Consider the following 26,634-nt stretch of genomic DNA (forward strand, 5'->3'; position numbering starts at 1 on the left):
CTTCGTGTGGTGACTCAGTGGCCGCGGATGCGACGGGTCGCGTCCTGCACCTCTCCGACGAGCTCTTCGAGGATGTCCTCGAGGAACAGCACGGCAGTGGTGCGCCCCTGGGAATCCCGCACCTTCGCCAGGTGCCTGCCCGCACGGCGCATGACGGCCAGAGCATCCTCGAGGTCCGTGTCCTCCTGCACAGGCACCATGTGGTGGATGCGCTTGGACGGCAGCGGCTCGACGAGCTTCTCGGCGGCATCGGGGCCGTCCGAGGCCCGCAGGATGTCCTTGAGGTGCACGTACCCGACGGGCACGTCCTCGCCGTCGACGATCACATAGCGCGAGAACCCGTAGCGAGCGACGGCCTTCTCGATGTCATCCGGTGTGGTCGACTGCGGCAGCGTCACGAGATCACTGAGCGGGACGGCCACGTCACTGGCCTTCTTGTCGGTGAACTCCACCGCCGCCGCGACCGTGCCCGCCGTGTCGGTGAGCATTCCCTCGCGACGAGACTGGTCCACGATCGTCGCCACTTCGTCGAGCGTGAACGTCGACGCCGCCTCGTTCTTGGGCTCGACTCGGAACAGCCGCAGCACGCCGTTGGCGGCCGCGTTGAGCACCCAGATCACCGGCATGAAGATCTTCGACACCAGCACGAGCGGCGGCGCGAGGATCAGCACGGCGCGGTCCGGGATCGAGAACGCGAGGTTCTTCGGAACCATCTCGCCGAACACCACGTGCAGGAACGAGACGATCAGCAGCGCGATCGCGAACGACACGGCGTCGACGACGCCGTCCGACCAGCCGATCGCGTGCAGCGGCACGGCGAGCAGGTGGTGGATCGCCGGCTCCGAGACGTTCAGGATCAGGAGCGAGCAGATCGTGATGCCGAGCTGCGAGGTCGCGAGCATCAGCGTCGCGTGCTCCATCGCGTAGAGCGCCGTCTTCGCGGCGCGTGATCCTCGATCGGCCTTCGGCTCGATCTGCGAGCGACGCGCGGAGATCACCGCGAACTCGGCACCCACGAAGAACGCGTTGGCGACGAGCAGCACGACCAGCCAAGCCAGTCCTCCCCAGTCGTTCATCGGGAGACCACCTCTGCTGGATCGCCGGGACTCGGAACGTATCGGATGCGGTCGACGCGGCGTCCGTCCATGCGCACGACCTGCAGCTTGCCGGTGTCGAGGGCGACCTCGTCGCCGACAGACGGCACGCGCTCGAGCACGCTCATGACGTAGCCGGCCACGGTGTCGTACACGTCGCCTTCCGGCACCTCGACGCCCGCACGGTGGCGCAGCTCGTCCGGCCGCAGCTCACCGGGGAAGGTGATGCCGTCGCGGCCGCGGATGACGCCCGCCCTGGTGCGGTCATGCTCATCGGACACCTCTCCCACCAGCTCCTCGACCAGGTCCTCGAGAGTCACGAGTCCGGCGGTGCCGCCGTACTCGTCGACGACGACTGCGAGCTGGTATCCCCGTGCCCGGAGCTCCGAGATCAGAGCATCGACGTGCACGGTCTCCGGCACCCGGAGCGGATCGGTCGAGATCGCACCGACCGGCACCTCTGCCCGTCGGTCGCGGGGAACCGAGATCGCCGCCTTGAGGTGCACGACGCCCGTGATGTCGTCGAGATCGTCGTCGTACACCGGGAAGCGGCTGTGCCCCGTTCGGCGGGCGAGCTGGATGACGTCGTCCGCCGAATCGCCCGCGGCGAGCGCGTGCATGCTGGGTCGAGCGGTCATCACGTCGGCGGCCGTCAGCCGCGAGAAGGTGAGCGTCCGGTCGAGGAGGCTCGCGGTGTCGGCCTCGAGCAGGCCGGCGCTCGCGGAACGCCGCACCAGGGAGGACAGCTCTTCGGCGCTGCGGGCGCCGGAGAGCTCTTCCTTCGGCTCGATCCCCATGCTCCGGAGCACTCCGTTGGCGCTGCCGTTGAGCACGACGACGGCCGGTTTGAAGATCGTCGTGAATGCGACCTGGAACGGGATCACGAGCTTGGCCGTCGCGAGCGGAAGCGCGAGCGCGAAGTTCTTGGGCACCAGCTCGCCGAGGATCATCGAGAGCACGGTGGCGACCAGCATCGCCACGATCGTCGCGATCGGGCCGACGGCCGCCTCGGGGATGCTCCACGCGACGAGCGTCGGACCCAGCAGGTTCGAGAGCGCCGGCTCCATCGTGTAGCCGGTCAGCAGCGTCGTCAGCGTGATGCCCAACTGCGCAGACGACAGGTGGGTCGACGTGTGCTTGAGGGCGCTGATGGTCAGGGAGAGACGGGATTCACCGCGGGCCTGACGGGCCTCGAGATCGGCACGGTCGAGATTGACCAGAGCGAACTCGCTCGCGACGAACAATCCGGTGCCGACAGTGAGCAGAAGCCCCACGCCCAGCAGGATGTAATCCATCAACGATTCCCCTCGCGAGCGAGGGGCGGGCAGTGGGGCGATGTACTACAACTGGGAGGGTCGTCCATAGTGAGCACGATTCTACGGGATCGCTCTGCGGACGAGGGCGGCTACCAGCTGACCGGCAGGGCCTTGCCCTCTTCGTACCCGGCGGCCGACTGCAGACCGACCAGCGCCCGCTCGTGGAACTCCGGAACGGACGACGCTCCGGCGTAGGTGAACGACGAGCGCACGCCGGACGTGATCATGTCGAGGAGGTCCTCGAGGCCGGGGCGGAGCGGGTCGAGGTAGATCTTCGACGAGGAGATCCCCTCCGCGAAGAGCTCCTTGCGCGCCCGTTCGTACGCGTCGAGGCGTCCGAACCGCGCCTGCACGGCCTTCGTGGATGCCATGCCCCACGACTCCTTGAAGACACGGCCCTCGGCGTCGCTCTGCAGCTCGCCCGGCGCCTCGATCGTGCCCGCGAACCACGAGCCGACCATGACGGACGCAGCGCCCGCGGCGAGCGCGAGTGCGACGTCGCGCGGGTAGCGCACTCCTCCGTCGGCCCAGACGTGCGCACCGAGTTCGCGTGCGGCCTCGGCGGTCTCGAGAACTGCGGAGAACTGCGGACGGCCGACGGCCGTCATCATGCGGGTGGTGCACATCGCGCCGGGACCCACGCCGACCTTGAGGATGGAGGCACCGGCCTCGACCAGGTCCCTGACCCCGTCTGCGGTGACGATGTTCCCCGCGACGATCGGGATGCCGAGTCCGAGTTCGGACACGGCGCTCAGGGCGCGGAGCATGCCCTCCTGGTGTCCGTGCGCGGTGTCGACCACGAGCACGTCGACGCCGGCGGCGGCGAGCGCCTTGGCCTTCGATGCCACGTCGCCGTTGATCCCGACCGCTGCGGCGACCGCGAGACGGCCGTCGCGGTCGACCGCTGGACGGTACAGGGTCGCGCGCAGCGCGCTGCGCGCGCTGAGCGTGCCGACGAGGTGTCCGTGGTGAGCGATCGTCACCATCTCGACCCCCGCGTCGGTGATCACGTCGAAGGCGTGGCGCTCGGATCCGATGTCATCCGCATCGAGCGAGGGCGTTCCTGCGTGCACGAGGTCGCCCAGCTGCGCGTCCGGCAGCGCCGTCGCGAGCCGTGTCGCGGGGAGCACTCCGAGGATCCGATCCACGTGATGCGGGGCCGGGCCCGATGCGACGACGATCCCGTGTCCGGCTGTCGGCGGCATCAGGCGGAGCGCATCCGACACCGACGCCTCGGGCGGCAGCACCAGGGGCGTGTCCCAGAGCACCGGCTGCGCCTTGACGTCGCGGATCGCGGCGTCGAGATCCTGCAGGGGCATGTCCTGGGGCAGCACTCCGAGTCCTCCGCGCCGCGCGAGGACGGCCGCGAGGCGTGGGCCCGTGACGGAGTTCATGTTGGAGGCCACGAGCGGAAGGGTCGCAGGGGTCCCGTCCTGCGGAGCGAGGTCGACCTGCAGACGGCTGGTGACGGCCGAGCGGCGCGGCACCAGGAACACGTCGGAATAGGTCAGATCGACTGTGGGCGACTCACCGGAGAACTCCATACCCCCACGCTACTCAGATCGGGCGTCGAAGGCGCACGCCTTCGACGATTGCATGTGGAAACACGTTAGGCTTGGAGATCGAGAGTGTGCGGGCCCGGACGCATCCTGCGTCGTGGCGTGCACATATGGGATTCAGCGATGAAAGAGGGCGATCCAGCGTGTCGAACCAGGTGACCGGCGTCGGGGGCGACGGGGGGTTCGGAGCCAATTCCTGGCTCGTCGAAGAGCTCTACGAGCAGTTCAAGGTGAACCGCGACTCCGTCGACAAGGAGTGGTGGCCGATTCTTGAGAAGTACCAGTCCGATGCCGCGACCGGTTCGTCAGCGCCTGCACCCGCTGCCGAGCAGCCCGCGCACCCTGTGACCGCCCCGATCCCCGTCATCGGCGCGCAGCCCGTCGCGCGCACGACGACGAAGCCCGCGGCGCCCGCGCCGATCCCGGCACAGGCACCGAAGCCCGCGCCCAAGGCCGAGGCACCGGAGTCCGCGGAGCCCGTCGAAGAAGACAAGGTCACGCCGCTCCGCGGCCTCCCCAAGACTCTCGCCGCGAACATGGATGAGTCGCTGACCGTCCCGACGGCGACCAGTGTGCGCACCGTGCCCGCGAAGCTGATGATCGACAACCGCATCGTCATCAACAACCACATGGCTCGCACCCGCGGCGGCAAGATCAGCTTCACCCACCTGATCGGGTGGGCGCTCATCCGCACCCTCGATGAGTTCCGCAGCCAGAACGTCTTCTACGCCGAGGTCGACGGCAAGCCATCGGTGGTCGCGCCCGCGCACGTCAACCTCGGCATCGCGATCGATCTGCCCAAGCCCGACGGCACCCGTGCGCTCATGGTCCCGAGCATCAAGCGCGCTGACACCCTCTCGTTCAGCGAGTACCTCGTCGCCTACGAGGACCTGGTCACCCGCGCCCGCAACAACAAGCTCACCGCTGCGGACTTCCAGGGCACCACGGTCTCGCTGACCAACCCGGGCGGCATCGGCACGGTGCACTCCGTACCGCGACTGATGAAGGGCCAGGGCTGCATCATCGGCGCCGGCGCCCTCGAGTACCCGGCCGAGTTCCAGGGAGCGAGCGAGCGCACGCTCAACGAGCTCGCGATCGGCAAGACGATCACGCTCACCAGCACCTACGACCACCGCGTCATCCAGGGCGCGGGTTCGGGCGAGTTCCTCAAGAAGGTGCACGAGCTGCTCATCGGTCAGCGCGGCTTCTACGACGACATCTTCGCGGCGCTCCGCATCCCGTACGCTCCGATCCGCTGGAACCCCGACATCGCGGTCGACCTCGCAGAACGCGTCGACAAGCAGTCCCGCGTGCAGGAGCTCATCAACTCCTTCCGCGTCCGCGGCCACCTGATGGCCGACATCGACCCGCTCGAGTACGTGCAGCGCTCGCACCCCGACCTCGAGATCGAGAGCCACGGCCTCACCTTCTGGGATCTCGACCGCGAGTTCGTGACCGGTGGATTCGGTGGACGACGCATCGCGAAACTCCGCGACATCCTCGGTGTCCTGCGCGACTCGTACTGCCGCACCCTCGGCATCGAGTACATGCACATCCAGGACCCGGAGCAGCGTCGGTGGTTCCAGGAGAAGGTGGAGGTCAAGTACCAGAAGCCCGGCCACGACGAGCAGCTGCGAGTCCTTCGCAAGCTCAATGAGGCCGAAGCGTTCGAGACCTTCCTGCAGACGAAGTTCGTGGGCCAGAAGCGCTTCTCACTCGAGGGCGGCGAGTCCCTCGTCCCTCTCCTCGACGAGATCCTCCAGGGCGCGGCGACCGCAGGCCTCGAGGGCGCGGCGATCGGCATGGCTCACCGCGGCCGTCTGAACGTCCTGACGAACATCGCCGGCAAGACCTACGGTCACGTCTTCCAGGAGTTCGAGGGCACGCAGACGCCCGGTAACCAGCGCGGCTCCGGCGACGTGAAGTACCACCTCGGCACCGAGGGCACCTTCATCGCCGACGACGAGTCGGAGCTCCCGGTCTATCTCGCTGCCAACCCGTCGCACCTCGAGACCGTCGACGGAGTCCTCGAGGGCATCGTGCGCGCCAAGCAGGACCGCAAGCCGATCGGCACCTTCGCGTGGCTTCCGATCCTCGTGCACGGCGACGCCGCCTTCGCAGGCCAGGGCGTGGTCGTCGAGACGCTGCAGATGTCGCAGCTTCGCGGATACCGCACGGGCGGCACGATCCACGTGGTCGTCAACAACCAGGTCGGCTTCACCACCCTCCCGAACGACTCGCGCACCTCGGTGTACTCCACCGACGTCGCCAAGACGATCCAGGCTCCGGTGTTCCACGTGAACGGCGACGACCCCGAAGCCGTCATCCACGTCGCTCAGCTCGCCTTCGAGTACCGCGAGCGGTTCCACCGCGACGTCGTCATCGATCTCGTCTGCTACCGCCGCCGTGGTCACAACGAGGGAGACGATCCCTCGATGACGCAGCCGCTGATGACCGACCTCATCCAGGCGAAGCGCTCCGTGCGCAAGCTGTACACCGAGTCGCTCGTCGGTCGTGGTGACATCACCGAAGAGGAGTACGACGAGGCCAAGGCGGACTTCCAGAACCGCCTCGAGATCGCCTTCGCCGAGACGCACGCCGCCGAGACCGGCGCGAACCCGGTCGCCCAGGAGCTCCCCCCCGTCGACGAGCAGGTCGGCGCCCCGGAGGTCACGGGGGTATCGAACGAGGTCATCCAGCTCATCGGCGACGCGTTCGTGAACAAGCCCGAGGGCTTCACGGTGCACCCCAAGCTGCAGCAGCAGCTCGAGAAGCGTCTCGACATGAGCCGCAACGGCAACATCGACTGGGGCTTCGGAGAGCTGCTCGCCTTCGGCTCGCTCCTCGTCGAGGGAACCCCCGTGCGTCTCGCCGGTCAGGACTCGCGCCGCGGCACGTTCGTGCAGCGTCACGCGACCCTGCACGACCGCGCCAACGGCCAGGAGTGGCTGCCGCTGTCTAACCTCTCCGACTCGCAGGGCCGTTTCTTCGTCTACGACTCGCTGCTGAGCGAGTATGCGGCGCTCGGATTCGAGTACGGATACTCGGTCGAGGCGCCCGAGGCGCTCGTGCTGTGGGAAGCGCAGTTCGGCGACTTTGTCAACGGCGCGCAGTCGGTGATCGACGAGTACATCTCGGCGGCCGAGCAGAAGTGGGGCCAGCAGTCGAGCGTCACGCTGCTCCTCCCCCACGGCTACGAGGGCCAGGGACCGGATCACTCGTCGTCGCGCATCGAACGATTCCTGCAGATGTGCGCGCAGGACAACATGATCGTCGCGCGTCCGTCGACACCCGCGTCGTACTTCCACCTGCTGCGTCGTCAGGCCTACGCCCGTCCGCGCAAGCCGCTGATCGTCTTCACCCCGAAGGCGATGCTGCGTCTGCGAGGCGCGACGAGCCCGGTCGAGGCCTTCACGCAGGGCCGGTTCGAGCCCGTGCTCGACGATTCCCGCGATCTCGACCGCACTGCCGTCAAGCGCGTGCTCGTGCACTCCGGCAAGGTGCACTGGGATCTGCGCGCCGAGCTCGAGAAGAACCCGAACCCCGAGGTCGCCCTCGTGCGGCTCGAGCAGCTGTACCCGACCCCGATCGAGGGGCTGAAGGCAATCACCGACTCCTACCCGAACGCAGAGCTGGTCTGGGTTCAGGAGGAGCCGGAGAATCAGGGCGCGTGGCCGTTCCTCGCTCTCGCCTTCGCCGACGTCCCCGGTGACCGGACCTTCCGTCCGGTGTCGCGTCCGGCATCCGCATCGCCGGCCACGGGATCGTCGAAGGTGCACGCCGCAGAGCAGGCGAAGCTGCTCCGCGACGCCCTCACACTGAGCTGAGAGACACCACCACACGAAGAAGGAGCCTCGACGAGATCGTCGAGGCTCCTTCTTCGCGTGCGCGGAGGATGCCGGTCCGCGGACCCGTCAGTACCAGATGTCGAGCGCCGGCGCAGGGAACGAGACGAACGCGCGGTCCAAGGACTCGACGACATCCCGGTCGGCGACGATACGTCCTGCACCGTGCAGCGATGCGGCGCGGACTCCCCCGGCATACAGGATCGAGAGCGCGGAGATGTCGAGCTCAGCGTCCACCCGGTCCGCGTCGTCGACCGGGTCGACCGCCGGCGTGCCCTGAGCGTCCACCCGCAGGCGCCAGTCACCCGCAGTGAAGCCGAGCGGATCGCTGACGCGGATGATCACATCGAGCGGCGCGGAGTACGTCCTCGCAGTGAGCGCGGTCGAGATGTCGAGGATCCGCAGCCAGCCGTGGTCGTGAACGGTCTGCGTCACACCGCGCGGATCGCGCACGAGCCAGGGAAGAGCGTCGTCCAGCGGACGGAGATCCGCGGTGACCTCATCGACGAGGTCGTGCTGCAGAGCGAACTGCCAGAGCGCGGCCGTCGCCTCCGGCGTCTCCGCGACGAGCAGCCGGACGTCGAGGGCGAAGCGGAAGGATCCGCTTCCGTCACGCAGGGTGATCGCCATCGCTCCGCGCACCTCGCCATCCCGATCGATGAAGCGGATGCCGCGAACCTTGGCGCCGTCGGTGTTGCCCGGCGCGAGCCCCGCGATACCCGTCCACCGCGACGGCCAGCCGGGGATCTGTCCGGAGCGCGCACTGCGTGCGCGGTCGTGCACTGTGCCCAGCGCCTCGGCGAGGGCTTCCCGATCGACATACTCGACACGTCCCTCGACGGCGGGTCCTGCCCACCCGGCGTGGCGCGTGTCCACGGTGAACTTCGCCATCGGCAGCGCCGAGCCGAACCCATACCTGCCGTAGATCGTCGCTTCGGAGACGGTGAGACCGGCGATCGGCACTCCCGCGGCCGCTGCGGACCGCAGTTCGCCCTCGAGAAGAGCCCTGGCGATCCCCCGGCGTCGATGCGTGGCGGAGACGGTGACACCGCTGATCGCCCACATCGGCAGCTCTCCGCCGCCGGGGAGCGTCACCGGAGTCACCCACGAGTCGATGGTCGCGACCGGCATCGTGTCCGCCGCGGCGGTCTCGTAGACGCCTGTGTTGCGACGGGCGTCGAAGGTCTGCTGCCCGAAGGCCAGCTCCTCCGCCGACGGCACTGCGCCGAGGAAGCCTCGCGTGGTCGCTCGCTGGAAGATATCGGCCCGGGGCTGGTCGGACCCGTCGACGACGCGGTAGGTCAGCGACCCGGCGGCGAGACGCTCGGTCGATTCTGGATCGGCAGGGATGTCGCGTGAGTCGATGACCGTCATGCATCCACCCTACGGGCAGCTGCGCGCCGCGGAGGGCGTGCTCAGTGCTGAGCGGACTGGACCTCGCGAAGTCGCGCGAACACCTGATCGCGCAGCTCCTCCGGGGCCGTCTCCTTGCATGCACGCGCCACGACCTCGGTGAGGGTCGTCGCGACGAGCGCCTCGTCCCTGCAGGACGGGCAGTTCTCGAGATGCTCACGGATCTCGGTGTGCTCGGTGTTGCACACCTCGTTGCGGAGGTACTCCTCGAGATCCTTGCGGGCTTTGTCGCAGCCGCAATCGGTCATTTCGTGCTCCTCGGGTCGGCCGCGGAGATTCCCCGCTCCGCAGCGTAGTCAGCCAGCAGCTCCCGCAGCATCCGTCTGCCTCGATGCAGACGGCTCATCACGGTGCCGATGGGTGTCTTCATGATGTCCGCGATCTCCTGGTAGGCGAAACCCTCGACATCAGCGAGGTACACCGCCAATCGGAAGTCCTCGGGGACGGCCTGCAACGCGTCCTTCACGACGGATGCCGGCATGTGGTCGATCGCCTCAGCCTCGGCTGATCGGCCGTGCGACGCCGTGGTCGACTCCGCACCGCCCAGCTGCCAGTCCTCGAGCTCGTCGATCGTGCCCTGGAACGGCTCGCGCTGCTTCTTGCGGTAGATGTTGATGTACGTGTTGGTGAGGATCCGGTAGAGCCACGCCTTCAGGTTCGTGCCCTGCGAGAACGTCGCCCACGAGCCGTACGCCTTCACGAACGTCTCCTGCACGAGATCCGCTGCATCGGCGGGGTTCCTGGTCATGCGCATGGCCGCGGCGTAGAGCTGATCCATGAAAGGGATCGCCTGCTCCTCGAATTCGCGCCGAGGGTCGCTGACCGTTTCTGCGGTTGCCGTGTCATCCATCACCGGCCAGTCTAGGCCGCTGAGGTCCACGGACTCGCGTTCCAGCGTTGCGAGCATGCTCTCTCCTTCTCGTCGAGCGGACGCCATTCTCTCTGGCGGACACTCGCGTTTACTAAGGTGGGAACCGATGAGCGCCAACAGGTATTCCCCCTCCCCTGTCCAGGGCGTCTATGTCGCGCCGTCCACCACCGATGCGGTCCACGCCACCGTGACGATTCCGGGGTCGAAGTCCCTCACGAATCGCGAGCTCATCATCGCCGCGATCGCCGACGGCCCCGGCCGCCTGATCGCGCCTCTGCACTCCGACGACTCCCGCCGCATGGTCGACGCTCTGCGTGCTCTGGGCGTGGGGATCGAAGAGGTCGAGGGCGACGGCGAGTTCGGACCGGACCTCGTCATCACGCCCGCGAAGCTCGTCGGCGGCACGACGGTCGACTGCGGCCAGGCAGGCACGGTGATGCGTTTCATCGCCCCCCTGGCAGGGCTCGCGCAGCACGACGTGCACATCACCGCACACGAGACGGCGCTGCACCGCCCCATGGGCGGACTCATCAGTGCTCTGCGCGATCTCGGGGTCGACATCGACGACGAGGGCACCTGGGCGCTGCCGTTCACCATCCGCGGCCACGGCCGCATCCGCGGCGGGCGCGTGGAGATCGACGCCTCGGCCTCGAGCCAGTTCGTCTCGGGGCTGCTGCTCGCCGCCCCGCGCTTCGACGTCGGACTCCATCTCGTGCACACGGGGTCGCACCTGCCGAGCCTTCCCCACATCGACATGACGATCGAGGCGCTCAGCCGCCGCGGCATCCGCATCGAACGCCCCGCGACCGGAGAGTGGCTCGTCGAGGCCGGCGTCCCCCGCGCCAAGGAGATCGCGATCGAGCCCGATCTCTCGAACGCGGCACCGTTCCTCGCCGCCGCGCTCCTCACCGGGGGCTCGGTGTCCGTACCGGGGTGGCCTGTGCACTCCACGCAGCCCGGAGCGCTTCTTCCCGAGATCCTGCAGGCCATGGGCGCCCACGTCGGCCGCCACAGCGGAACGCTGACGGTCAAGGCCGGTTCCGAGATCCACGGACTCGACATGGACCTCTCCGCGGCGAGCGAGCTGACCCCGACGCTGGTCGGACTGGCGGCCTTCGCCTCGAGCCCCACGACGATTCGCGGCATCGGCCACATCCGACTCCACGAGACCGATCGGATCGCCGCCCTCATCGGCAACATCCGCGCGCTCGGCGGCGAGGCGGAGGAGCTCTCCGACGGCCTCCGCATCGTGCCGCGCCCGCTGCACGGTGGCGGATGGGCCGCGCATCACGACCACCGGATGGCGACGACAGGAGCCCTCATCGGTCTCCGCGTGCCCGGCGTCGAGATCGATGACATCGGCACGACGTCGAAGACCCTTCCCGAGTTCACCCTCCTCTGGGAGCGGATGCTGCGGGGCGCATCCGCGTGAGCTGGCTCGACGACTCCGACGACCTCGAGGACGCCTTCGAGGAGTACGACGAGAGCAACATCCGCACGCGCCCGAATCCCAAGGCGAACCGCCCTCGCACCAAGCGTCGCCCCGCGCACGACGATGCGCAGATCGGACGCGTCCTGGGCGTCGACCGCGGCCGGTACTCCGTGCTGCTCGACGAGGACACCCCCGACGAGCGCATGATCACGGCGGCTCGGGCGCGGGAACTCCGCCGAAACCCGATCGTCACCGGAGATCACGCGAAGGTCGTCGGAGACACGTCCGGCGAAGACGGGACGCTCGGGCGGATCATCGGCATCGCCGATCGCACCTCTCTGCTGAGGCGCAGCGCCGATGACACCGACCAGGTCGAGCGGGTCATCGTCGCCAATGCGGATCAGATGCTCGTCGTGGTGGCCGCCGCCGACCCGGAGCCGAGAGCACGACTCGTCGACCGCTACCTCGTGGCTGCGCTGGATGCCGGCATCCGCCCCCTCCTGGTCGTCACCAAGACCGACCTCGCCGATCCCACCGCCTTCCTGTCGCACTTCGACGGACTCGACCTGCGTGTCTTCACCAGCGCACAGGAGGAGATGCCCGTCGACGAGATCGGCGCGACCCTGGTCGGTCACTCGACGGTGTTCGTCGGACACTCCGGTGTGGGCAAGTCGACGCTCGTGAACGCGCTCGTGCCGAGCGCGCTGCGTGCCACCGGCCATGTCAACCAGGTCACCGGACGAGGTCGGCACACCTCCTCCTCGACCGTCTCACTGCGCTATGCGGGGCCGGAAGGCACGGGGTGGGTCATCGACACCCCCGGGGTCCGCTCATTCGGCCTCGGGCACGTCGATCCTGCCAACATCCTCGCCGCCTTCACGGAGCTCGCGGTGATCGCCCAGGATTGCCCTCGCGGCTGCACCCATCTCGCGGATGCTCCCGACTGCGCCCTCATCGAAGCGGCCGAGAGCGGAGAGCTGAACGAGACGGGGCGCGCGCGCCTCGACTCGTTGCAGCGGCTGCTGCAGACCTTCGCCGACAAGGCCGAGCAGGCACCCGGCCGCTAGGCTGGAGTGGTGACTGTGCGCCTCGAACCCGGAACCGCTGCCCCCGACTTCGCCCTCCTCGACCAGGACGGCGAGACCGTCCGACTCGAGGACCTGCGCGGACAAAAGACCGTGCTGTACTTCTACCCGGCGGCGATGACTCCCGGCTGCACGACTCAGGCCTGCGACTTCCGGGACAGCATCTCCTCACTGCAGGGCGCCGGGTACCGGGTCGTCGGCGTGTCGCGCGACGAGCCGGCGAAGCTCGCGGAGTTCCGCGAGCGCGACGGACTCACGTTCACCCTGCTGAGCGACCCGGACCACGCCGTGCACGTGGCTTACGGCGCATGGGGCGAGAAGATGAACTACGGCAAGGTCGTCGAGGGCGTGCTTCGCTCGACCTTCGTCCTCGACGAAGAGGGCACGATCACTCTGGCCCAGTACAACGTCAAGGCCACCGGGCACGTCGCGCGTCTGCGCAAGCTGCTCGGCATCGACGCCTGAGCCCGGGCGGCAGCGAGCCGTCCGTCAGTCGACCGGAGGCTGGTTCTCTGCGCGCGTGCTCGCGATCAGAAGGATGAAGCACAGCAGCGCGGGGACTCCGACCGCGAAGGTGAAGACCCACGCGATCGGCTCGATGGTGAGCGATGCGAGTGCCAGCGCCACAGCGAGGACCTGGAAGACGATGCCGCCCGAACGCGCCCACGAATGACCGGCGCGGGTGCCGATCGCGAACGCCACGAGAGCGCCGGCTCCGATCAGCGTCAGCACGATCAGCGCGAGCGCCGTGGGTAGGGATGCCGCGTCGCCGGCCCCGAGGCCGAAGAGCTCGATCAACGCGAAGACGACGAGCGCCGCGCCTTCCGACGCGAGGACTGCCGCAGCTGCCAGAGCGAGGCCGGGTGAGCGCACGATGTGTCTCCTGAGAATCGAATGAGAACCGGCGAAACCCTTGATTTCGCCGGTTTCATGTAACAGAATAGACAGCGTCATGTGCTCCCACAGCGGCGTGGGGCGGGCTTCGTGCTCGCATCACAGAATGCGGGCATCCGTCCGTATCTCATACAGGGTAGCCGAACCCGATCTGCACCCGAAATCCGAGTCGTCGCGTCGCGATGATCTACGTAATCCACACCGAGGAGCCCCCATGGACTGGCGCGACAAGGCCGCCTGCTTGACTGTCGATCCCGAACTGTTCTTCCCCGTGGGGAACACCGGTCCGGCGGTAGACCAGATCGAGAAGGCCAAGACCGTCTGCGCCACCTGCACGGTGACCGAGATCTGCCTGCAGTACGCCCTCGAGTCCAGCCAGGACTCGGGCGTGTGGGGCGGCCTCTCCGAAGACGAGCGCCGCGCCCTCAAGCGCCGCGCAGCCCGCGCCCGCCGCGCCTCCTGAGCATCGAAGAAGCGGCCCGAGACGATTGGTCTCGGGCCGCTTCTTCATGCCCGGCCCGCGTGGGCCCGGTTCGTCTACTTGGTCAGCCAGCGGAGCGGGATGTCGATGACGACCTCGGTGCCTCCGCCGTCACTCCCCCGCCACTCGATGGAGCCGCTGAGCTCACCCTGGATGAGCGTCCGGATGATCTGCGTCCCGAGGCCCTGACCGATCCGCCCCTCAGGCAGCCCCTTGCCGGTGTCGCGGACGGTGACCCGCAGGTTCTCCTCGGTGCGGTGGGCGTCGATCGTCACCATGCCCTCCTGACCTGCGAGGCCATGCTCGACCGCGTTCGTGACGACCTCCGTCAGCGCGAGGGCCAGGGGGGTCGCGTACTCGCTCGGCAGCACCCCGAAGCGACCGGTCGACTGAGTGCGCGCACGGGTGTTCGGTGCCGAGGCGACCTCGGCCACCAGTTTCAGCACGCGGTGGAAGACCTCGTCGAAATCGACCTTCTGGGTCAGCCCCTGCGCCAGGGTGTCGTGCACGACGGCGATCGAGTCGACGCGGCGCATCGCCTGGGTCAGGGCGTCGCGCGCCTCGTCGGAGTGCGTGCGCCGAGCCTGGATGCGCAGCAGCGACGCCACCGTCTGCAGGTTGTTCTTGACGCGATGATGGATCTCGCGGATCGTCGCGTCCTTGGTGATGAGCTCCTGCTCCTGGTGGCGGAGCTCGGAGACATCGCGGCACAGGACGATGGCGCCGATGCGCGTGCCATGGTCCTTGAGCGGGATCGCGCGCAGCGACACCGTGACTCCCCGCGCCTCGATGTCGGTGCGCCACGGAGCGCGCCCCGTCACGACCACCGGCAGCGACTCGTCGACCTGACGAGACGGCGGCACGAGTCGCGTGGTGACCTCGGCGAGAGACTCTCCCTCGAGTTCGTCGTCGAACCCCATGCGGTTGAACGCCGAGAGGGCGTTGGGGCTCGCGAAGGTCGTGATGCCGTCGACATCGATGCGGATCAGACCGTCCGATGCTCGTGGGGCGCCGCGTCGCGGCGAGGTCGGCGCCGCCGGGTCGGGGAAGCTGCCGTCGGCGATCATGCGGAAGATGTCGTTCGCGCATTCGTCGAAGGTGATCTGCTGTCGCGACGGCGTGCGAGCCTCGCCGAGGTTCGTGTGGCGTGTCACGACTCCGATGACGGCGGCCGGGTGATCACGACCGTGACGTTCATTGACGATCGGCACGGCTCGCACACGCGTCGGCGTCTCCTCGAACCAGTCCGGAGACGAGGAGTCCACGATCTCCGCCGACTCGAATGCACCCTGGACCTGAGTGCGCCATTGCGGGCGCACCCGCTCCCCCACGATGTCGCGGTAGAACAGCGTCGCCGCGCCGCTCGGCCGGGCGTGCGCGACCGCGATGAAAGAGCCGTCGTCCGTCTGGATCCAGACGACGATGTCCGCCGAGGAGAGGTCCGCGAGGAGCTGACCGTCGCCGGCGAGACGATGCAGCCACTCGACGTCGTTGTCGGTCAGGCGACCCTGGGCATGGGCGAGATCACTGAGGGTTGACACCACACCAGCCTAGAGTGCGTGTGCTCAGAGAACGGCCAATGACGTCGCCCGCCAGCGGCGGTCCAGGCCCTCGAGCCGGATAGCCACCGCCCGCGTTCGTCCTGGGCCTGCGACGACCACGACTGCCTCGACCTTGCCGTCCACCGGCTGGGTCACTCGGATGGAGAGTATCTCGAAGGTCGGGCGCGCAGGCGAGACCCCCCTCGCGCTGCGCGCCCTTGCCGACAGGTTCGCACGCGTCACCAGACTCCGGTACGCGTCTTCGTTGAACCAGCGTGCGAGCTGATCGACTTCTCTGACCCCGGCGAGAACCTCGAGTACGCCCTGCGTGAGGCTCCGAAGCAGCGGTTGCGGGTCCGGAAGCTCCGCGCTGGACGTGGGCTGGGGTGCGAAGTACTCGTGAAGCGTCATCTGTGGCACTCTCGATCGGGGAAGACTGCGGCAAGTAGAGCACGCACTTCCGGGCCGCTCGGGCCTGATCCGACATCTATGTGGATAACTCGTACATGCTCGCGCCGAGATCGCCTACGGTGAGGCGCGTGCACTGGGATCGACTGTTCGAAGACCTCGAAAGCCAGCTCGCTGCCGAGTGGGAGAGCGAGCGCGCGGCGCTCGACGCAGAGTCGGAGCGATTGCGGGTGTCCCGCCTCGAGCTTCGAAGCCGTCTCAGAGTGCTGTGCGCGGCGGCTGCGCCCGCGACCGTCGATCTGCCCGGCGGCACGCACATTCGGGCACGTCTGCATTCTCTGGGCTCCGACTGGGTCGCGGCCACGATCGTCGAGGCGGACGAGACGGGCGCCGCCCGCTCGACACGCATCCTCCCGCTGCATGCTGTCCGGGGGCTCAGCGTCGATCACGGCCTGCTCCTCGCCAGCTTGGATGACTCGGACGCCGCAGCCCCGGTGCTCCGCGAGCGGATGTCGCTGGGTTTCGTCCTCCGCGATCTCGGGCGTCGTCGAGTCCCGGTCCGGATCGTCAGCGTCGACGGCTCGGACTTCCACGGCACCGTCGACAGGGCCGGCGCGGATCACCTGGACATCGCACTGCACGACCCGGGCGAACCGCGCACGGCGCAGGCGGTGCGGGGTTTCCGCATCATTCCGTTCTCAGCGGTGACGTCAGTGCAGACCGTCGGCGATCACATGCCGTGACTGTGGGACGTGCCCCACACCTCAGGAAAGCTCGCCTCGTTCGCCTGGCGCCACAGCGCCATCCGCCGCGCCTCTTCGGACTGCTCCGCGAGATACTCCGAAAGGCTCGGCTCCTCTATGCGCCACCGTGCGGGCGAACCGAGCTGGGAACCGCGCAGTCGCCCCTGATAGACGAGCTCGATCACCTCGTCGACCTCGATGCTCAGGAGCTCGGCCACCTGCGCAGGCGCGAGGTACCGCTGCGAGGTCGGGGACGAGTCAGGCATCCTCCCATTGTCCCCCCACCGTGCGGATCCGCCACGACCGGGACGGCGCTGTGGATAAGTCTCGAGCAGACCGACCGAATTCTGTGACCATGTCGACATGCACAAGTTCGCCCGTCCTCGTCGAGCCGTCTGGGGCGATGCCCGCTTCCTGATCGGCATCGTGCTCGTCCTCCTGTCGACCGGCGGAGTGTGGGCCGTCGTCTCTTCAGCGGGCGCGACGACACCCGTGCTTCAGGCGAACCGAACGATAGTCCGGGGCGAGGCGCTCGTCTCCGGAGACTTCCGGATCGTCGAGGTCGGTCTCGGTGCGATCACCGATCGGTATCTCGCCCCGCAGGACCTCCATCCGGGGCAGGTCGCCTCCCGCACCGTCGCCGAGGGCGAGCTCATGTCCGGCGATGCTGCGGAGGATGCGGACACGAACAGGACCACCACGATCGTCGTCGAGAGCAGCACCGGCGTCCCGGCCGAGGTCGCCGCCGGAAGCATCGTGGAACTCTGGCACGCGCCTCCGCTCGACGGCGGGGGCGCGACCCAGGACGTTCCTCGCATCCTCGTGCCCGAGGCCATAGTCGCCTCTGTCACCCGGACCGACGGGATGCTCGCAACCGACGACACCACGGTGGAGATCGTCATCGATCGCACCGAGGTCGCAGAGGCGCTCGCAGCGATCACCGGGGGCTCGGTGCTGTCCGTGGTCCCGATCGGGGCGGGCTCGTGACCTCGGTCATCGTGGCGATACCCGCGGCGCGGGCGGCAGGCCTGGCCTCCGAGCTCGAGATGGAGGGCATCGACGTGGTCGCCGTCGTGCCGCCCAGCGGAGTCCTGCCGCTTCCGAAGGGTGTGGATGCCGCGATCGTCGCCGCCACTCGTGCCGTTCTGACGCCTGACCTGGTCGCGTCGTGCGACCGGGCCGGTGTGAGGATCATTCCGGTGGGCGACGGCGACAGCAGAATGCTCGCCCGGTACGGCCTCGCTGCGGCGTTGCCGGCCGATGCGAGTGGCTGGGAGGTGGTCGGCGCTCTGGCTGCGGAGGTTCCGAATGCCGCCGCCGGCGCGCACTCCGCATCGCATCGGGTATCCGTCGTCTGGGGTCCCTCCGGAGCCCCCGGGCGCTCGACCATAGCGATCCAGTTGGCAGTCGAACTCAGGCGCAGCGGCCGCCGGACCGCTCTGGTCGATGCCGACACGGTGGCGCCTTCACTCGCGCTGCTCCTGGGGCTCGCCGACGACGCCCCCGGTATCGCAGCCGCGTGCAGACGGGCAGATCTCGGCGCCCTGGACTCGGCGGAACTCACCCGACTGGCGAGCGTGCTCCCCACGAGCGCGGGTGAGATCGACGTACTCGGCGGGATCAATCGGCAGGGGCGATGGCCGGAGCTCGCTGCTCACCGTCTGCAGGCGGCACTCCGCGCCTGCCGCGTCTGGGCGGAGGAGACCGTCGTCGACGTCTCGAGCGCGTTCGATGCCGATGACGAGGCCACATACGACCTCGCCGGTCCACGCCGTCATGCCGCGACCGTTGCAGCGCTGCAGGAGGCCGACGAGATCATCGCCGTCGCGGCGGCGGATCCTCTCGGTATCAGCCGCTTCATCCGGGAGCATGCCGAGCTGCGACGGCTCGCCGCGACCGCGTCGGTGCGGGTCCTGGTCAACCGGGTGCGCCCCGGCCCTCTCGGCATCGATGCCCGCGGACAGGTCCGACGCACCCTCGAGCGGTTCGCCGGGATCACCGACGTCACCTTTCTGCCGTTCGATCAGCGCGCTGCCGATGCAGCCCTGCTCCATGCGCGACCGATGGCGGACCTCACCCCGCGGTCCTCCCTGGTCGCCGGAGTGCGCCGCTTCGCGTCGGCGCACTCCCCGGCCACGGCGGAGTCCGCTACTGCCGGTAGCTCGAGAGGAAGTTCCCGAGGCGCTCGACGGCTTCTGCGAGCACGCGCGGCTCGGGAAGGGTGACGAGTCTGAGGTGATCAGGGGTCGGCCAGTTGAAGCCCGTCCCCTGCACCAGAAGGATGTGCTCCGACACGAGCAGGTCGTAGACGAGCTTCGCATCGTCTCTGATCTCGTGGACGTTCGGGTCGAGGCGCGGGAACGCGTAGAGAGCACCCTCCGGCTTGACGCAGGAGACACCGGGGATCGACTCGAGCCCCTCCCAGGCGATGTCGCGCTGCTCGTGCAGTCGGCCGGTCGGGGCGATGAGCGAGTCGATCGACTGCACGCCGCCGAGTGCCGCCTGCACCGCGTACTGAGCCGGGACGTTGGGGCAGAGCCGTGTCGAGGCGAGCAGATTGATCCCCTCGAGGAACCCCTTGGCGTGCGACTGCGGTCCGGTGATCACGAGCCAGCCGGAACGGTAGCCGGCGACGCGATAGGTCTTGGAGAGTCCGTTGAAGGTCAGACACAGGAGGTCGGGCGCCAGCGTAGCGGTCGGGATGTGAACGGCGCCGTCGAACAGGATCCGGTCGTAGATCTCGTCGGAGAGCAGCAGCAGCTGATTCTCGCGCGCGATCTGCACCATACCCTCGAGCACCTCGCGGGAGTAGACGACGCCCGTCGGGTTGTTGGGGTTGATGATCACGAGCGCCTTGGTGCGCGGGGTGATCTTGGAGCGGATGTCCTCGAGATCGGGCTGCCAGCCGTTGTCCTCATCACACAGGTAGTGCACCGGGGTCCCGTCGGCCAGGCTCGTCATCGCCGTCCACAGCGGATAGTCGGGTGCCGGGATGAGAACCTCGTCGCCCTCGTCGAGAAGCGCCTGCATCGTCATCGTGATGAGCTCGGACACGCCGTTTCCGAGGAAGACGTCCTCGGGGTCGAATCGAGGGAACCCCTCGATCTCCTCGTACCGACTGACGACGGCGCGACGAGCGGAGATGATGCCCTTGCTGTCGCTGTACCCGTGAGCCGTGGGAAGGGCTGCGAGCATGTCGTGGACGATCTGGTGGGGCGCCTCGAATCCGAAGATCGCGGGGTTCCCCGTGTTGAGCTTGAGGATCCGGTGGCCTTCTGCTTCAAGCCGCGCCGCCTCGACGAGCGTGTTTCCACGGATCTCGTACAGGACGTTCTTGAGCTTCGACGACTGGTCGAAGTGGCGCGTTGGTGTCATCGGCCAAGCCTACAGCGACAGAAAGAGGGGCCGGATCCACTCGGATCCGGCCCCTCTTCGACGCATCGCGCCTACTTCTTCTTCTTGCCCTGAGCTCGGCGCTGCTCACGGTTCCCCGCTGCCGGTGCCGCCCCCTCGGTGCGCTGGCCGAAGGCTCCGCGCGCGGCCTCCTGCTCGGGTTCGGCCGCCTCGGCCGGCGCCTGCCGGGCCGCAGCGGCCTGGCGCAGCTTGTCGGTCGCCGCCTGCTGCACCTGACCGCGATCGTTGCGGACCTCGACCTCGCCGGCGTCGTTCGCCGCAGAGTACTCGAGACGCTGCTCGCCGCCGCCGTCAGCCAGGCCCTTGGCCTCGACCTCGGCTGTCTGCGAGTCGCCCGCACGGCGGACCTCGACCTCGAGGTTGTAGAGGTATCCGACGGATTCCTCCTTGATCTGACCCATCATCGACTGGAACATCGCGTAGCCCTCGCGCTGGTACTCGATGAGCGGGTCGCGCTGCGCCATGGCACGCAGGCCGATGCCGTCCTTGAGGTAGTCCATCTCGTAGAGGTGGTCGCGCCAGCGACGGTCGAGTACCTGCAGCACGACTCGACGCTCGAGCTCGCGGGTGGCCGCGTCACCGAGCGACTCCTCGCGGGTCTCGTACGCGATCTTCGCGTCGGAGAGCAGCTCGCGGGTCAGTCCGTCGGCGGTGATCCCGCCCTTGCGGCCCGCGGCCTCGGAGACGACCTCGTCGATCGTCACGCTGACGGGATAGAGCGTCTTGAGCTCGGTCCAGAGCGCGTCGAAGTCCCAGCTCTCGTTGTGGCCCTCACCCGTGTGGTCGCGCACGACGCCGCTGATCGCGTCTTCGATGAAGTGCTGAACCCGGTCGGCGATGTCGTCGCCCTGGAGGATGTGACGCCGGTCGGCGTAGATCGCCTCACGCTGGCGGTTCAGGACGTCGTCGTACTTGAGGACGTTCTTGCGCATCTCCGCGTTGCGGGACTCCACCTGTGACTGTGCGCTGCGGATGGCGCGCGAGACGAGACCGGATTCGATCGGGACGTCGTCGGGGAAGTTGGTGCGCGCGAGGATCGCCTCGGCCGCTCCGGACTGGAACAGCCGCATCAGGTCGTCGGTCAGGCTCAGGTAGAAGCGGCTCTCACCGGGGTCCCCCTGACGGCCCGAGCGACCGCGCAGCTGGTTGTCGATACGACGGGACTCGTGGCGCTCGGTGCCGAGGACGTACAGACCGCCGGCCTCGATGACCTTCTCGGCCTCCTCGGAGACGACGTCCTTCATCGCCTCGTACGTCTCATCCCACGCGATCTCATACTCTTCAGGCGTCTCGACGGGGTCGAGTCCCTTGCCCTTGAGCTCCTGCACGGCGAGGAACTCGGCGTTTCCGCCGAGCATGATGTCGGTTCCACGACCGGCCATGTTCGTCGCCACGGTCACGGCGCCGAGGCGACCCGCGCGAGCGACGATCTCGGCCTCGCGTGCGTGATTCTTCGCGTTGAGGACCTCGTGCTTGACGCCCTTCTTGGCGAGGAGTCGCGAGAGGTACTCGCTCTTCTCGACGCTCACCGTGCCCACGAGCACCGGCTGGCCGTTCGAGTGGCGCTCGGCGATGTCCTCGACGACCTGGGCGAACTTGGCGGTCTCGTTCTTGTAGACGAGGTCGGACTGGTCCTTGCGGACCATCGGCCGGTTCGTCGGGATCGGGATGACGCCGAGCTTGTACGTCGACATGAACTCGGCCGCCTCGGTCTCGGCGGTACCCGTCATGCCGGCGAGCTTGTCGTACAGACGGAAGTAGTTCTGCAGCGTGACGGTCGCGAGGGTCTGGTTCTCGGCCTTGACCGGCACGGCCTCCTTGGCCTCGATCGCCTGGTGGATGCCCTCGTTGTAGCGGCGCCCGACCAGGATGCGGCCTGTGTGCTCATCGACGATCATGACCTCGTCGTTCATGACGACGTAGTCGGTGTCCTTCTTGAACAGCGCGAGGGCCTTGATCGAGTTGTTCAGGAACGAGATGAGCGGCGTGTTCGCGGACTCGTAGAGGTTGTCGATGCCGAGGTAGTCCTCGACCTTCTCGATGCCGGGCTCGAGGACACCGACGGTGCGCTTCTTCTCGTCGACCTCGTAGTCCTCGCCGGCTTCGAGCGTGCGGGCGATCTTCGCGAACTCGGCGAACCAGCGGTTCGCCTCGCCCGACGACGGACCCGAGATGATCAGCGGCGTTCGAGCCTCGTCGATGAGGATCGAGTCGACCTCGTCGACGATCGCGAAGTAGTGCTCGCGCTGGACGAGATCGTCCTTGCGCCACGCCATGTTGTCGCGGAGGTAGTCGAAGCCGAATTCGTTGTTCGTGCCGTAGGTGATGTCGGCCGCGTACTGCTCACGACGCACGGCCGGAGTCTGGCCTGACACGATGATGCCGGTCGACATGCCCAGCGCACGGTACACGCGGCCCATGAGCTCGGCCTGGTAGCTCGCGAGGAAGTCGTTGACGGTGATGACGTGGACGCCCTCGCCCGCGATCGCGTTGAGGTAGGCGGGGAAGGTCGCGACGAGCGTCTTGCCCTCACCGGTCTTCATCTCGGCGATGTTGCCGAGGTGGAGCGCCGCCCCACCCATGATCTGCACGTCGTAGGCGCGCATGCCGAGTGTGCGCTTCGCCGCCTCACGGACGGCGGCGAAGGCCTCGGGCATCAGCTGATCGAGGGACTCGCCGTTGGCGAAGCGCTCGCGCAGCTCGACGGTCTCGTTGCGCAGCTCATCGTCTGTGAGCTTGGAGATGTCCTCTTCCAGCGCATTGACGGCCTTCACCACCTGGTTCAGGCGACGGATGACCCGCCCTTCACCCGCGCGCAGCAGCTTCTCAAGAGGATTGGCCACAGATGTCATCTCCCTGTCGATGGTTCCGGCGGCGCCGCTGGTCGGGCGCGTGCCAGGCATACCTTGCCATGTTACCTGTCCGTGACCTGCACGTCGTCTGCATGGCGAACCCGCTTCGCGTTTCCGAGTATGTATATATTGATCCACGACACCGGGAGGCACACATGTCGGTACGCCAGAGTCTGCTCGCGATCCTCGCGCAGGGTCCGTGTTACGGCTACCAGCTGCGTCATGAGTTCGACCGGCGCACGGGCTCGGTCTGGCCGCTGAACGTCGGCCAGATCTACAACACTCTCGAGCGCCTCGAACGAGACGGGCTCGTGGACCGCGGCGACGCTGACGCGCAGGGTCACGTCTACTGGGAGATCACCGAGGCCGGGATGACGGAGGTCGACCGCTGGCTCGCAGCACCCGTGGAGCGGGGTCTGGCGACCAGGGACGAGCTCGCGATCAAGCTGGCCGTCGCGGCGACGCTTCCCGGGGCGGATGCCGCGGAGGTGATCGCAACGCAGCGTGTGGCCTCTCGACGTCATCTCGGGACACTTCGCGACGTCAGAGATTCGCGGGAAGACGACACACCCGAAGACCTCGCCTGGTCGCTCGTCGTCGATTCCATGATCTTCGCGGCCGATGCCGAGCTGCGCTGGCTCGACCATGTGCATGCCCGCCTCGCCGAGCATCCGGAGCACGCGCTCGCGCTCGAGCTGACGGCCGACCGCCCCAAGCGCGGGCGGCCGGCGCGTCCGTCCGTCGCCGCCCTCGCCTGACCGACGTTCGCCTGGAGCGGATGCACAGCCAGCACTCTCGTTCGGGAAACTAGGATCAGTCCTATGGCTGGAATATGGGGCAGACGCAAGCGCGAGCAGGAAGAACTGGCCGCACAGGATGCCGATCTGGCACGCCGTGCCGAGCAGGCGCTCGTCGCCGCGGACGAGCGGATCCGGAGCACCTCCGACGAGCTGGCGTTCGCTGAGGCCGAGCTCGGAGGGCAGCTCACGGGAGACCTGAAGAAGGCGCTGAGCGCGGTGCGCACGCATCTGCGCGAGGCCTTCCAGATGCACCAGCTGAACCACGACGAGATCCCCGACACCGCGGAAGAGCTGCGTACCCGAAACGCGCGTATCGTCCAACTCTGCGACTGGGCCCAGGATCTGCTCGACGAGAAGACGACCGACCTCGCCGCCTCCGTCGCGAAGGTGCGCCGTGCACCGGAGGTCATCGCCCAGGTGCGCAAGGACGCCGCCGAGCTGAGCTCCCGCATCCCTCACACCAACGAGACGGTCGCCCGTCTCTCCGCGCGCTACGCGGACTCGGCGATGCATCAGATCACCGCCAGCGCCGCCGAAGCAGAGCAGCTCATCGCCTTCGCCACACACGGCGCCGCGGTCTCCGAGCGACGCCGTGCGGCCAAGCAGAACGAGGAGGCCAACCTCGCCCTCGAGACGGCGACCGAAGCGACGCGCCGCGCATCCGCGCTGCTCGACGCGGTCGAGGATTTCGAGATCGAGGCTCTGCGTGCCGAGTCGACGCTCGCCGAGGTCGTCGCCGACTCGCGGGGCGACCTGATCGCCGCGCGCACAGCGCCGCAGGTTCCCGCCGTCGCCACAGCCGTGACCGCTCTGCAGGACGCCCTCAGCGCGCTCTCCCCTGCGGGCTCCCCCGGCGACCCGTTCGCCGAGCTTTCTCAGCTCCGCGAGGCGAACACCGCTCTCGACGATGCGATCGCCACGGCTCGCCACCGCGCAGAGCACCCGCTCCCCAGCATCCAGCAGGTCCAGCACGCGATCGACGACGCCGACCGCCAGCTCGGCGTCGCCCGCGGGCTCATCGCCGGACACCGAGGCTGGATCGGGGCGGACGCCCGCACCCGACTCGCCGAGGCCGAGCGCCTCCGCGTGGATCTGTCCGACCTCCTTCCCGCCGAGGAGACCCGCGACGAAGCGCTCGCGAGCGCACGACGGGTCGCACACCTCGCCGCTGAGGCATTGCAACTCGCCCAGCGCGACATCGACTCGTCCCGCCCGCAGGATCAGGGCTGGGGCGGCGGCGGCGACGGCTGGGGTGGCGGCGGCTGGAGCGGCGGCGGGCGACGAGGCGGCGGCGGCGACATCGCGTCCGGAATCCTCGGCGGGCTCGTGATCGGCAGCATCCTGGACGGCATCTTCGACTGACGCGCACGGCGCAGACGCGAGAACGGCGCAGACGCGAGAACGGCCCGGCTCCTTCAGGAGCCGGGCCGTTCTCATGTCGGTCTCAGGAGGCGAGGGCCTCAGACGGCGGCGCCGCCGTCTCGAGAGCGATCACGCCGTAGTCCCAGCCCTTGCGTCGGTAGACGACGCTCGGGTGATCGGTGCGCACGTCGACGAACAGGAAGAAGTCGTGTCCGACGAGCTCCATCCGATCGACCGCCTCTTCGACGGTCATCCACTCGGCACCGAAGTTCTTGGTGCGGATGACGACGGGCGAGTAGACCTCGTCTTCGTCGTTCTGGACGGGCACTGCGCCCGTCGCGACTGCGCGAAGCACGTCGACAGAGGCCGGCTGGACGTCGATGCCCTCCAGCGCTCCGGTCTCCTTCTCGAAGTGTGCTCCGCGGGGATGCTGTCGGCCGTCGACTCGCTTCTCCTTGGCCCTGCGCAACTGCTCGGCCATCTTGTCGACCGCGAGGTCGAGGGCGACGAACTTGTCGCCGTCGGTGGCCTCTGCACGGACGACCGGCCCCTTGCTGATGAGAGTCAGCTCGACCGTTTCGTCGGGCACATGCCCGTTTCGGTACACCCGATGGGTGACCTTGACATCCAGTCGTTGCGCCCGCGACGCGAACGTCTGGATCTTGGCGATCTTCTCCTCGACAACGGTGCGGAATCGGTCGGTGATACCCACCCCGACGCCAACGATGCTCGTTTCCATTGCTGCCTCCTTGTCCCGGTCCTCCCGGCCAAGGGCGGACCGTGGTCGCCTTGTGACCCCCAACGGTAGTCCGCCTGACCGCGGATGTCACGGGTCATTTCCTGCGTGTCCCCGATGCGTTCGCATTCCGTTCGCTGTGACGTGGTGTGGCGGCCAGCGCGACCGCCGCGAGTACATGGAAGCCAGCGGCGCGGAGCGCCCGCTCGCCCTCATCGAAGGTCGCACCCGTGGTGACCACGTCGTCGACGAGCACGACGGCGCGCCCCTCACCAGGCCGCCGGACGCGCATGGTGCCTCGCACGTTCTGCGCCCTGCTCTCGGCGTCGAGCCCCCGCTGGTCCGCGCTCCGACCACGCGTGCTCAGCAGGCTGGAGGGTGCGGCCCCCGCCCTCCGGATGAGGAGATCGGGCACTCGGTAGCCTCGTCGTCGGTATGCGGCCCTCGTCGTCGGAACGGGCACGACGAGGACGGATTCTCCCGACGACTCCGCCAGCACCTCGCGGAGCACCTCGCCGAGCGCCTCCCCCAGCGGCCGGGCGAGCACGGTCTCGCCCTCGTCCTTGACCCGGCGGATGCACCGGGCTGCGACCGACTCGAAGGACATCGCGGCGCGCACATGCAGACCGCCGGGCGAGGTCCGCTCGCGAGGCGCGGCTCGAAGGCCATCACGGCACGACCCGCACAGCATCGTCTCGGGCTCGCCGCAGCCCGCGCACGACGCCGCGAGCAGCAGGGTGAGCATCTCTGTTCCGACAGCGCGGACGGAGGCGAGTGAGAGCATCCGT

General features: G+C 68.2%; 24 protein-coding genes. 10 read left to right on the top strand and 14 right to left on the bottom strand.

From position 1 onward, the window contains the following. Window positions 1-14: 14 nt before the first annotated feature. The 3 genes from ASF80_RS04700 to ASF80_RS04710 form a co-directional block, all read right to left on the bottom strand. On the bottom strand, window positions 15-1,076 hold the full coding sequence (locus tag ASF80_RS04700; protein ID WP_056308415.1) for a hemolysin family protein: 1,062 nt from the start codon (window positions 1,074-1,076) through the stop codon (window positions 15-17). Next, window positions 1,073-2,389: a hemolysin family protein gene (locus ASF80_RS04705; protein ID WP_056308417.1), complete on the bottom strand. Its 1,317-nt coding sequence runs from the start codon at window positions 2,387-2,389 to the stop codon at window positions 1,073-1,075. The genes ASF80_RS04700 and ASF80_RS04705 overlap by 4 nt, the downstream gene beginning before the upstream one ends. Before the next feature lie 110 nt (window positions 2,390-2,499). After that, complete coding sequence (locus tag ASF80_RS04710; protein WP_056308419.1) at window positions 2,500-3,954, bottom strand: GuaB1 family IMP dehydrogenase-related protein; 1,455 nt, start codon at window positions 3,952-3,954, stop codon at window positions 2,500-2,502. A gap of 158 nt (window positions 3,955-4,112) precedes the next feature. Here ASF80_RS04710 and ASF80_RS04715 point away from each other — a divergent pair, with 158 nt between their 5' ends. Then, on the top strand, window positions 4,113-7,796 hold the full coding sequence (locus tag ASF80_RS04715; protein WP_056308421.1) for a multifunctional oxoglutarate decarboxylase/oxoglutarate dehydrogenase thiamine pyrophosphate-binding subunit/dihydrolipoyllysine-residue succinyltransferase subunit: 3,684 nt from the start codon (window positions 4,113-4,115) through the stop codon (window positions 7,794-7,796). 87 nt (window positions 7,797-7,883) lie between these two features. On the opposite strand, the gene ASF80_RS04720 is transcribed toward ASF80_RS04715, so the two are convergent. Genes ASF80_RS04720 through ASF80_RS04730 form a run of 3 tightly spaced genes read right to left on the bottom strand, consistent with a single transcriptional unit; the run spans window position 7,884 to window position 10,134 of the window. Then, the gene (locus tag ASF80_RS04720) at window positions 7,884-9,188 is read right to left on the bottom strand and encodes a GNAT family N-acetyltransferase (RefSeq protein ID WP_056308423.1); all 1,305 of its coding nucleotides are present in this window, start codon (window positions 9,186-9,188) and stop codon (window positions 7,884-7,886) included. 41 nt (window positions 9,189-9,229) lie between these two features. Further along, the gene (locus ASF80_RS04725; protein WP_053095677.1) at window positions 9,230-9,475 is read right to left on the bottom strand and encodes a zf-HC2 domain-containing protein; all 246 of its coding nucleotides are present in this window, start codon (window positions 9,473-9,475) and stop codon (window positions 9,230-9,232) included. After that, window positions 9,472-10,134, bottom strand: coding sequence for a sigma-70 family RNA polymerase sigma factor (locus ASF80_RS04730; RefSeq protein WP_056308425.1), 663 nt, complete (start codon window positions 10,132-10,134; stop codon window positions 9,472-9,474). The genes ASF80_RS04725 and ASF80_RS04730 overlap by 4 nt, the downstream gene beginning before the upstream one ends. Window positions 10,135-10,204: 70 nt before the next feature. Here ASF80_RS04730 and aroA point away from each other — a divergent pair, with 70 nt between their 5' ends. The 3 genes from aroA to bcp are packed head-to-tail and all read left to right on the top strand — an operon-like array spanning window position 10,205 to window position 13,080. Next, on the top strand, window positions 10,205-11,530 hold the full coding sequence (gene aroA, locus ASF80_RS04735) for a 3-phosphoshikimate 1-carboxyvinyltransferase (RefSeq protein ID WP_056308427.1): 1,326 nt from the start codon (window positions 10,205-10,207) through the stop codon (window positions 11,528-11,530). Continuing rightward, window positions 11,527-12,597 (top strand): ribosome small subunit-dependent GTPase A, encoded by a 1,071-nt coding sequence (gene rsgA / locus ASF80_RS04740; RefSeq protein WP_056308430.1) that lies wholly within the window; start codon window positions 11,527-11,529, stop codon window positions 12,595-12,597. The genes aroA and rsgA overlap by 4 nt, the downstream gene beginning before the upstream one ends. A gap of 9 nt (window positions 12,598-12,606) precedes the next feature. Then, window positions 12,607-13,080, top strand: coding sequence for a thioredoxin-dependent thiol peroxidase (gene bcp, locus ASF80_RS04745; RefSeq protein ID WP_056308432.1), 474 nt, complete (start codon window positions 12,607-12,609; stop codon window positions 13,078-13,080). A 24-nt stretch (window positions 13,081-13,104) separates the two neighbouring features. Here bcp and ASF80_RS04750 read toward each other — a convergent pair whose 3' ends face one another. Further along, complete coding sequence (locus ASF80_RS04750) at window positions 13,105-13,488, bottom strand: hypothetical protein (RefSeq protein ID WP_056308434.1); 384 nt, start codon at window positions 13,486-13,488, stop codon at window positions 13,105-13,107. 235 nt (window positions 13,489-13,723) lie between these two features. On the opposite strand from ASF80_RS04750, the gene ASF80_RS04755 reads away from it, so the two are divergent. Beyond that, window positions 13,724-13,972, top strand: coding sequence for a WhiB family transcriptional regulator (locus tag ASF80_RS04755; protein ID WP_028503730.1), 249 nt, complete (start codon window positions 13,724-13,726; stop codon window positions 13,970-13,972). 74 nt (window positions 13,973-14,046) lie between these two features. On the opposite strand, the gene ASF80_RS04760 is transcribed toward ASF80_RS04755, so the two are convergent. Together ASF80_RS04760 and ASF80_RS04765 are read right to left on the bottom strand one after the other, a co-directional pair. Then, window positions 14,047-15,531 (bottom strand): sensor histidine kinase, encoded by a 1,485-nt coding sequence (locus tag ASF80_RS04760; protein WP_056311771.1) that lies wholly within the window; start codon window positions 15,529-15,531, stop codon window positions 14,047-14,049. Between the two features lie 24 nt (window positions 15,532-15,555). Next, window positions 15,556-15,942, bottom strand: coding sequence for an Rv3235 family protein (locus ASF80_RS04765; protein WP_056308436.1), 387 nt, complete (start codon window positions 15,940-15,942; stop codon window positions 15,556-15,558). A gap of 128 nt (window positions 15,943-16,070) precedes the next feature. On the opposite strand from ASF80_RS04765, the gene ASF80_RS04770 reads away from it, so the two are divergent. Then, a complete protein-coding gene (locus ASF80_RS04770) occupies window positions 16,071-16,682 on the top strand; it encodes a hypothetical protein (RefSeq protein WP_056311773.1) in 612 nt (203 codons plus the stop codon). On the opposite strand, the gene ASF80_RS04775 is transcribed toward ASF80_RS04770, so the two are convergent. After that, entirely contained in the window at window positions 16,670-16,948 is a 279-nt protein-coding gene (locus ASF80_RS04775; protein WP_056308438.1) for a helix-turn-helix domain-containing protein, read from the bottom strand. The genes ASF80_RS04770 and ASF80_RS04775 overlap by 13 nt on opposite strands. A gap of 97 nt (window positions 16,949-17,045) precedes the next feature. Between ASF80_RS04775 and ASF80_RS04780 the strand changes: the two genes are divergently transcribed. Continuing rightward, entirely contained in the window at window positions 17,046-17,669 is a 624-nt protein-coding gene (locus tag ASF80_RS04780) for an SAF domain-containing protein (RefSeq protein WP_056308440.1), read from the top strand. Then, window positions 17,666-18,907: an AAA family ATPase gene (locus tag ASF80_RS04785; RefSeq protein WP_056308442.1), complete on the top strand. Its 1,242-nt coding sequence runs from the start codon at window positions 17,666-17,668 to the stop codon at window positions 18,905-18,907. The genes ASF80_RS04780 and ASF80_RS04785 overlap by 4 nt, the downstream gene beginning before the upstream one ends. Here the strand turns inward: ASF80_RS04785 and ASF80_RS04790 are convergent. Both ASF80_RS04790 and secA read right to left on the bottom strand, forming a co-directional pair. Continuing rightward, window positions 18,831-20,057, bottom strand: coding sequence for a pyridoxal phosphate-dependent aminotransferase (locus ASF80_RS04790; RefSeq protein WP_056308444.1), 1,227 nt, complete (start codon window positions 20,055-20,057; stop codon window positions 18,831-18,833). The two genes, ASF80_RS04785 and ASF80_RS04790, sit on opposite strands and share 77 nt — an antisense overlap. 71 nt (window positions 20,058-20,128) lie before the next feature. Then, window positions 20,129-22,939, bottom strand: coding sequence for a preprotein translocase subunit SecA (gene secA / locus ASF80_RS04795; RefSeq protein ID WP_056311775.1), 2,811 nt, complete (start codon window positions 22,937-22,939; stop codon window positions 20,129-20,131). Between the two features lie 164 nt (window positions 22,940-23,103). Between secA and ASF80_RS04800 the strand changes: the two genes are divergently transcribed. Both ASF80_RS04800 and ASF80_RS04805 read left to right on the top strand, forming a co-directional pair. Beyond that, window positions 23,104-23,706 (top strand): PadR family transcriptional regulator, encoded by a 603-nt coding sequence (locus ASF80_RS04800; RefSeq protein ID WP_056308447.1) that lies wholly within the window; start codon window positions 23,104-23,106, stop codon window positions 23,704-23,706. A gap of 63 nt (window positions 23,707-23,769) precedes the next feature. Beyond that, window positions 23,770-25,110 carry a hypothetical protein gene (locus ASF80_RS04805; protein WP_056308449.1) on the top strand — a complete coding sequence of 447 codons (1,341 nt, stop codon included), beginning with the start codon at window positions 23,770-23,772 and terminating at the stop codon, window positions 25,108-25,110. A gap of 82 nt (window positions 25,111-25,192) precedes the next feature. On the opposite strand, the gene hpf is transcribed toward ASF80_RS04805, so the two are convergent. Together hpf and ASF80_RS04815 are read right to left on the bottom strand one after the other, a co-directional pair. Then, window positions 25,193-25,849 carry a ribosome hibernation-promoting factor, HPF/YfiA family gene (hpf, locus tag ASF80_RS04810; protein WP_056308450.1) on the bottom strand — a complete coding sequence of 219 codons (657 nt, stop codon included), beginning with the start codon at window positions 25,847-25,849 and terminating at the stop codon, window positions 25,193-25,195. A gap of 94 nt (window positions 25,850-25,943) precedes the next feature. After that, entirely contained in the window at window positions 25,944-26,630 is a 687-nt protein-coding gene (locus ASF80_RS04815; protein WP_056308452.1) for a ComF family protein, read from the bottom strand. Window positions 26,631-26,634: the final 4 nt, after the last annotated feature.

The sequence above is a fragment of the Microbacterium sp. Leaf159 genome, assembly GCF_001423615.1.
GTDB lineage: Bacteria > Actinomycetota > Actinomycetes > Actinomycetales > Microbacteriaceae > Microbacterium.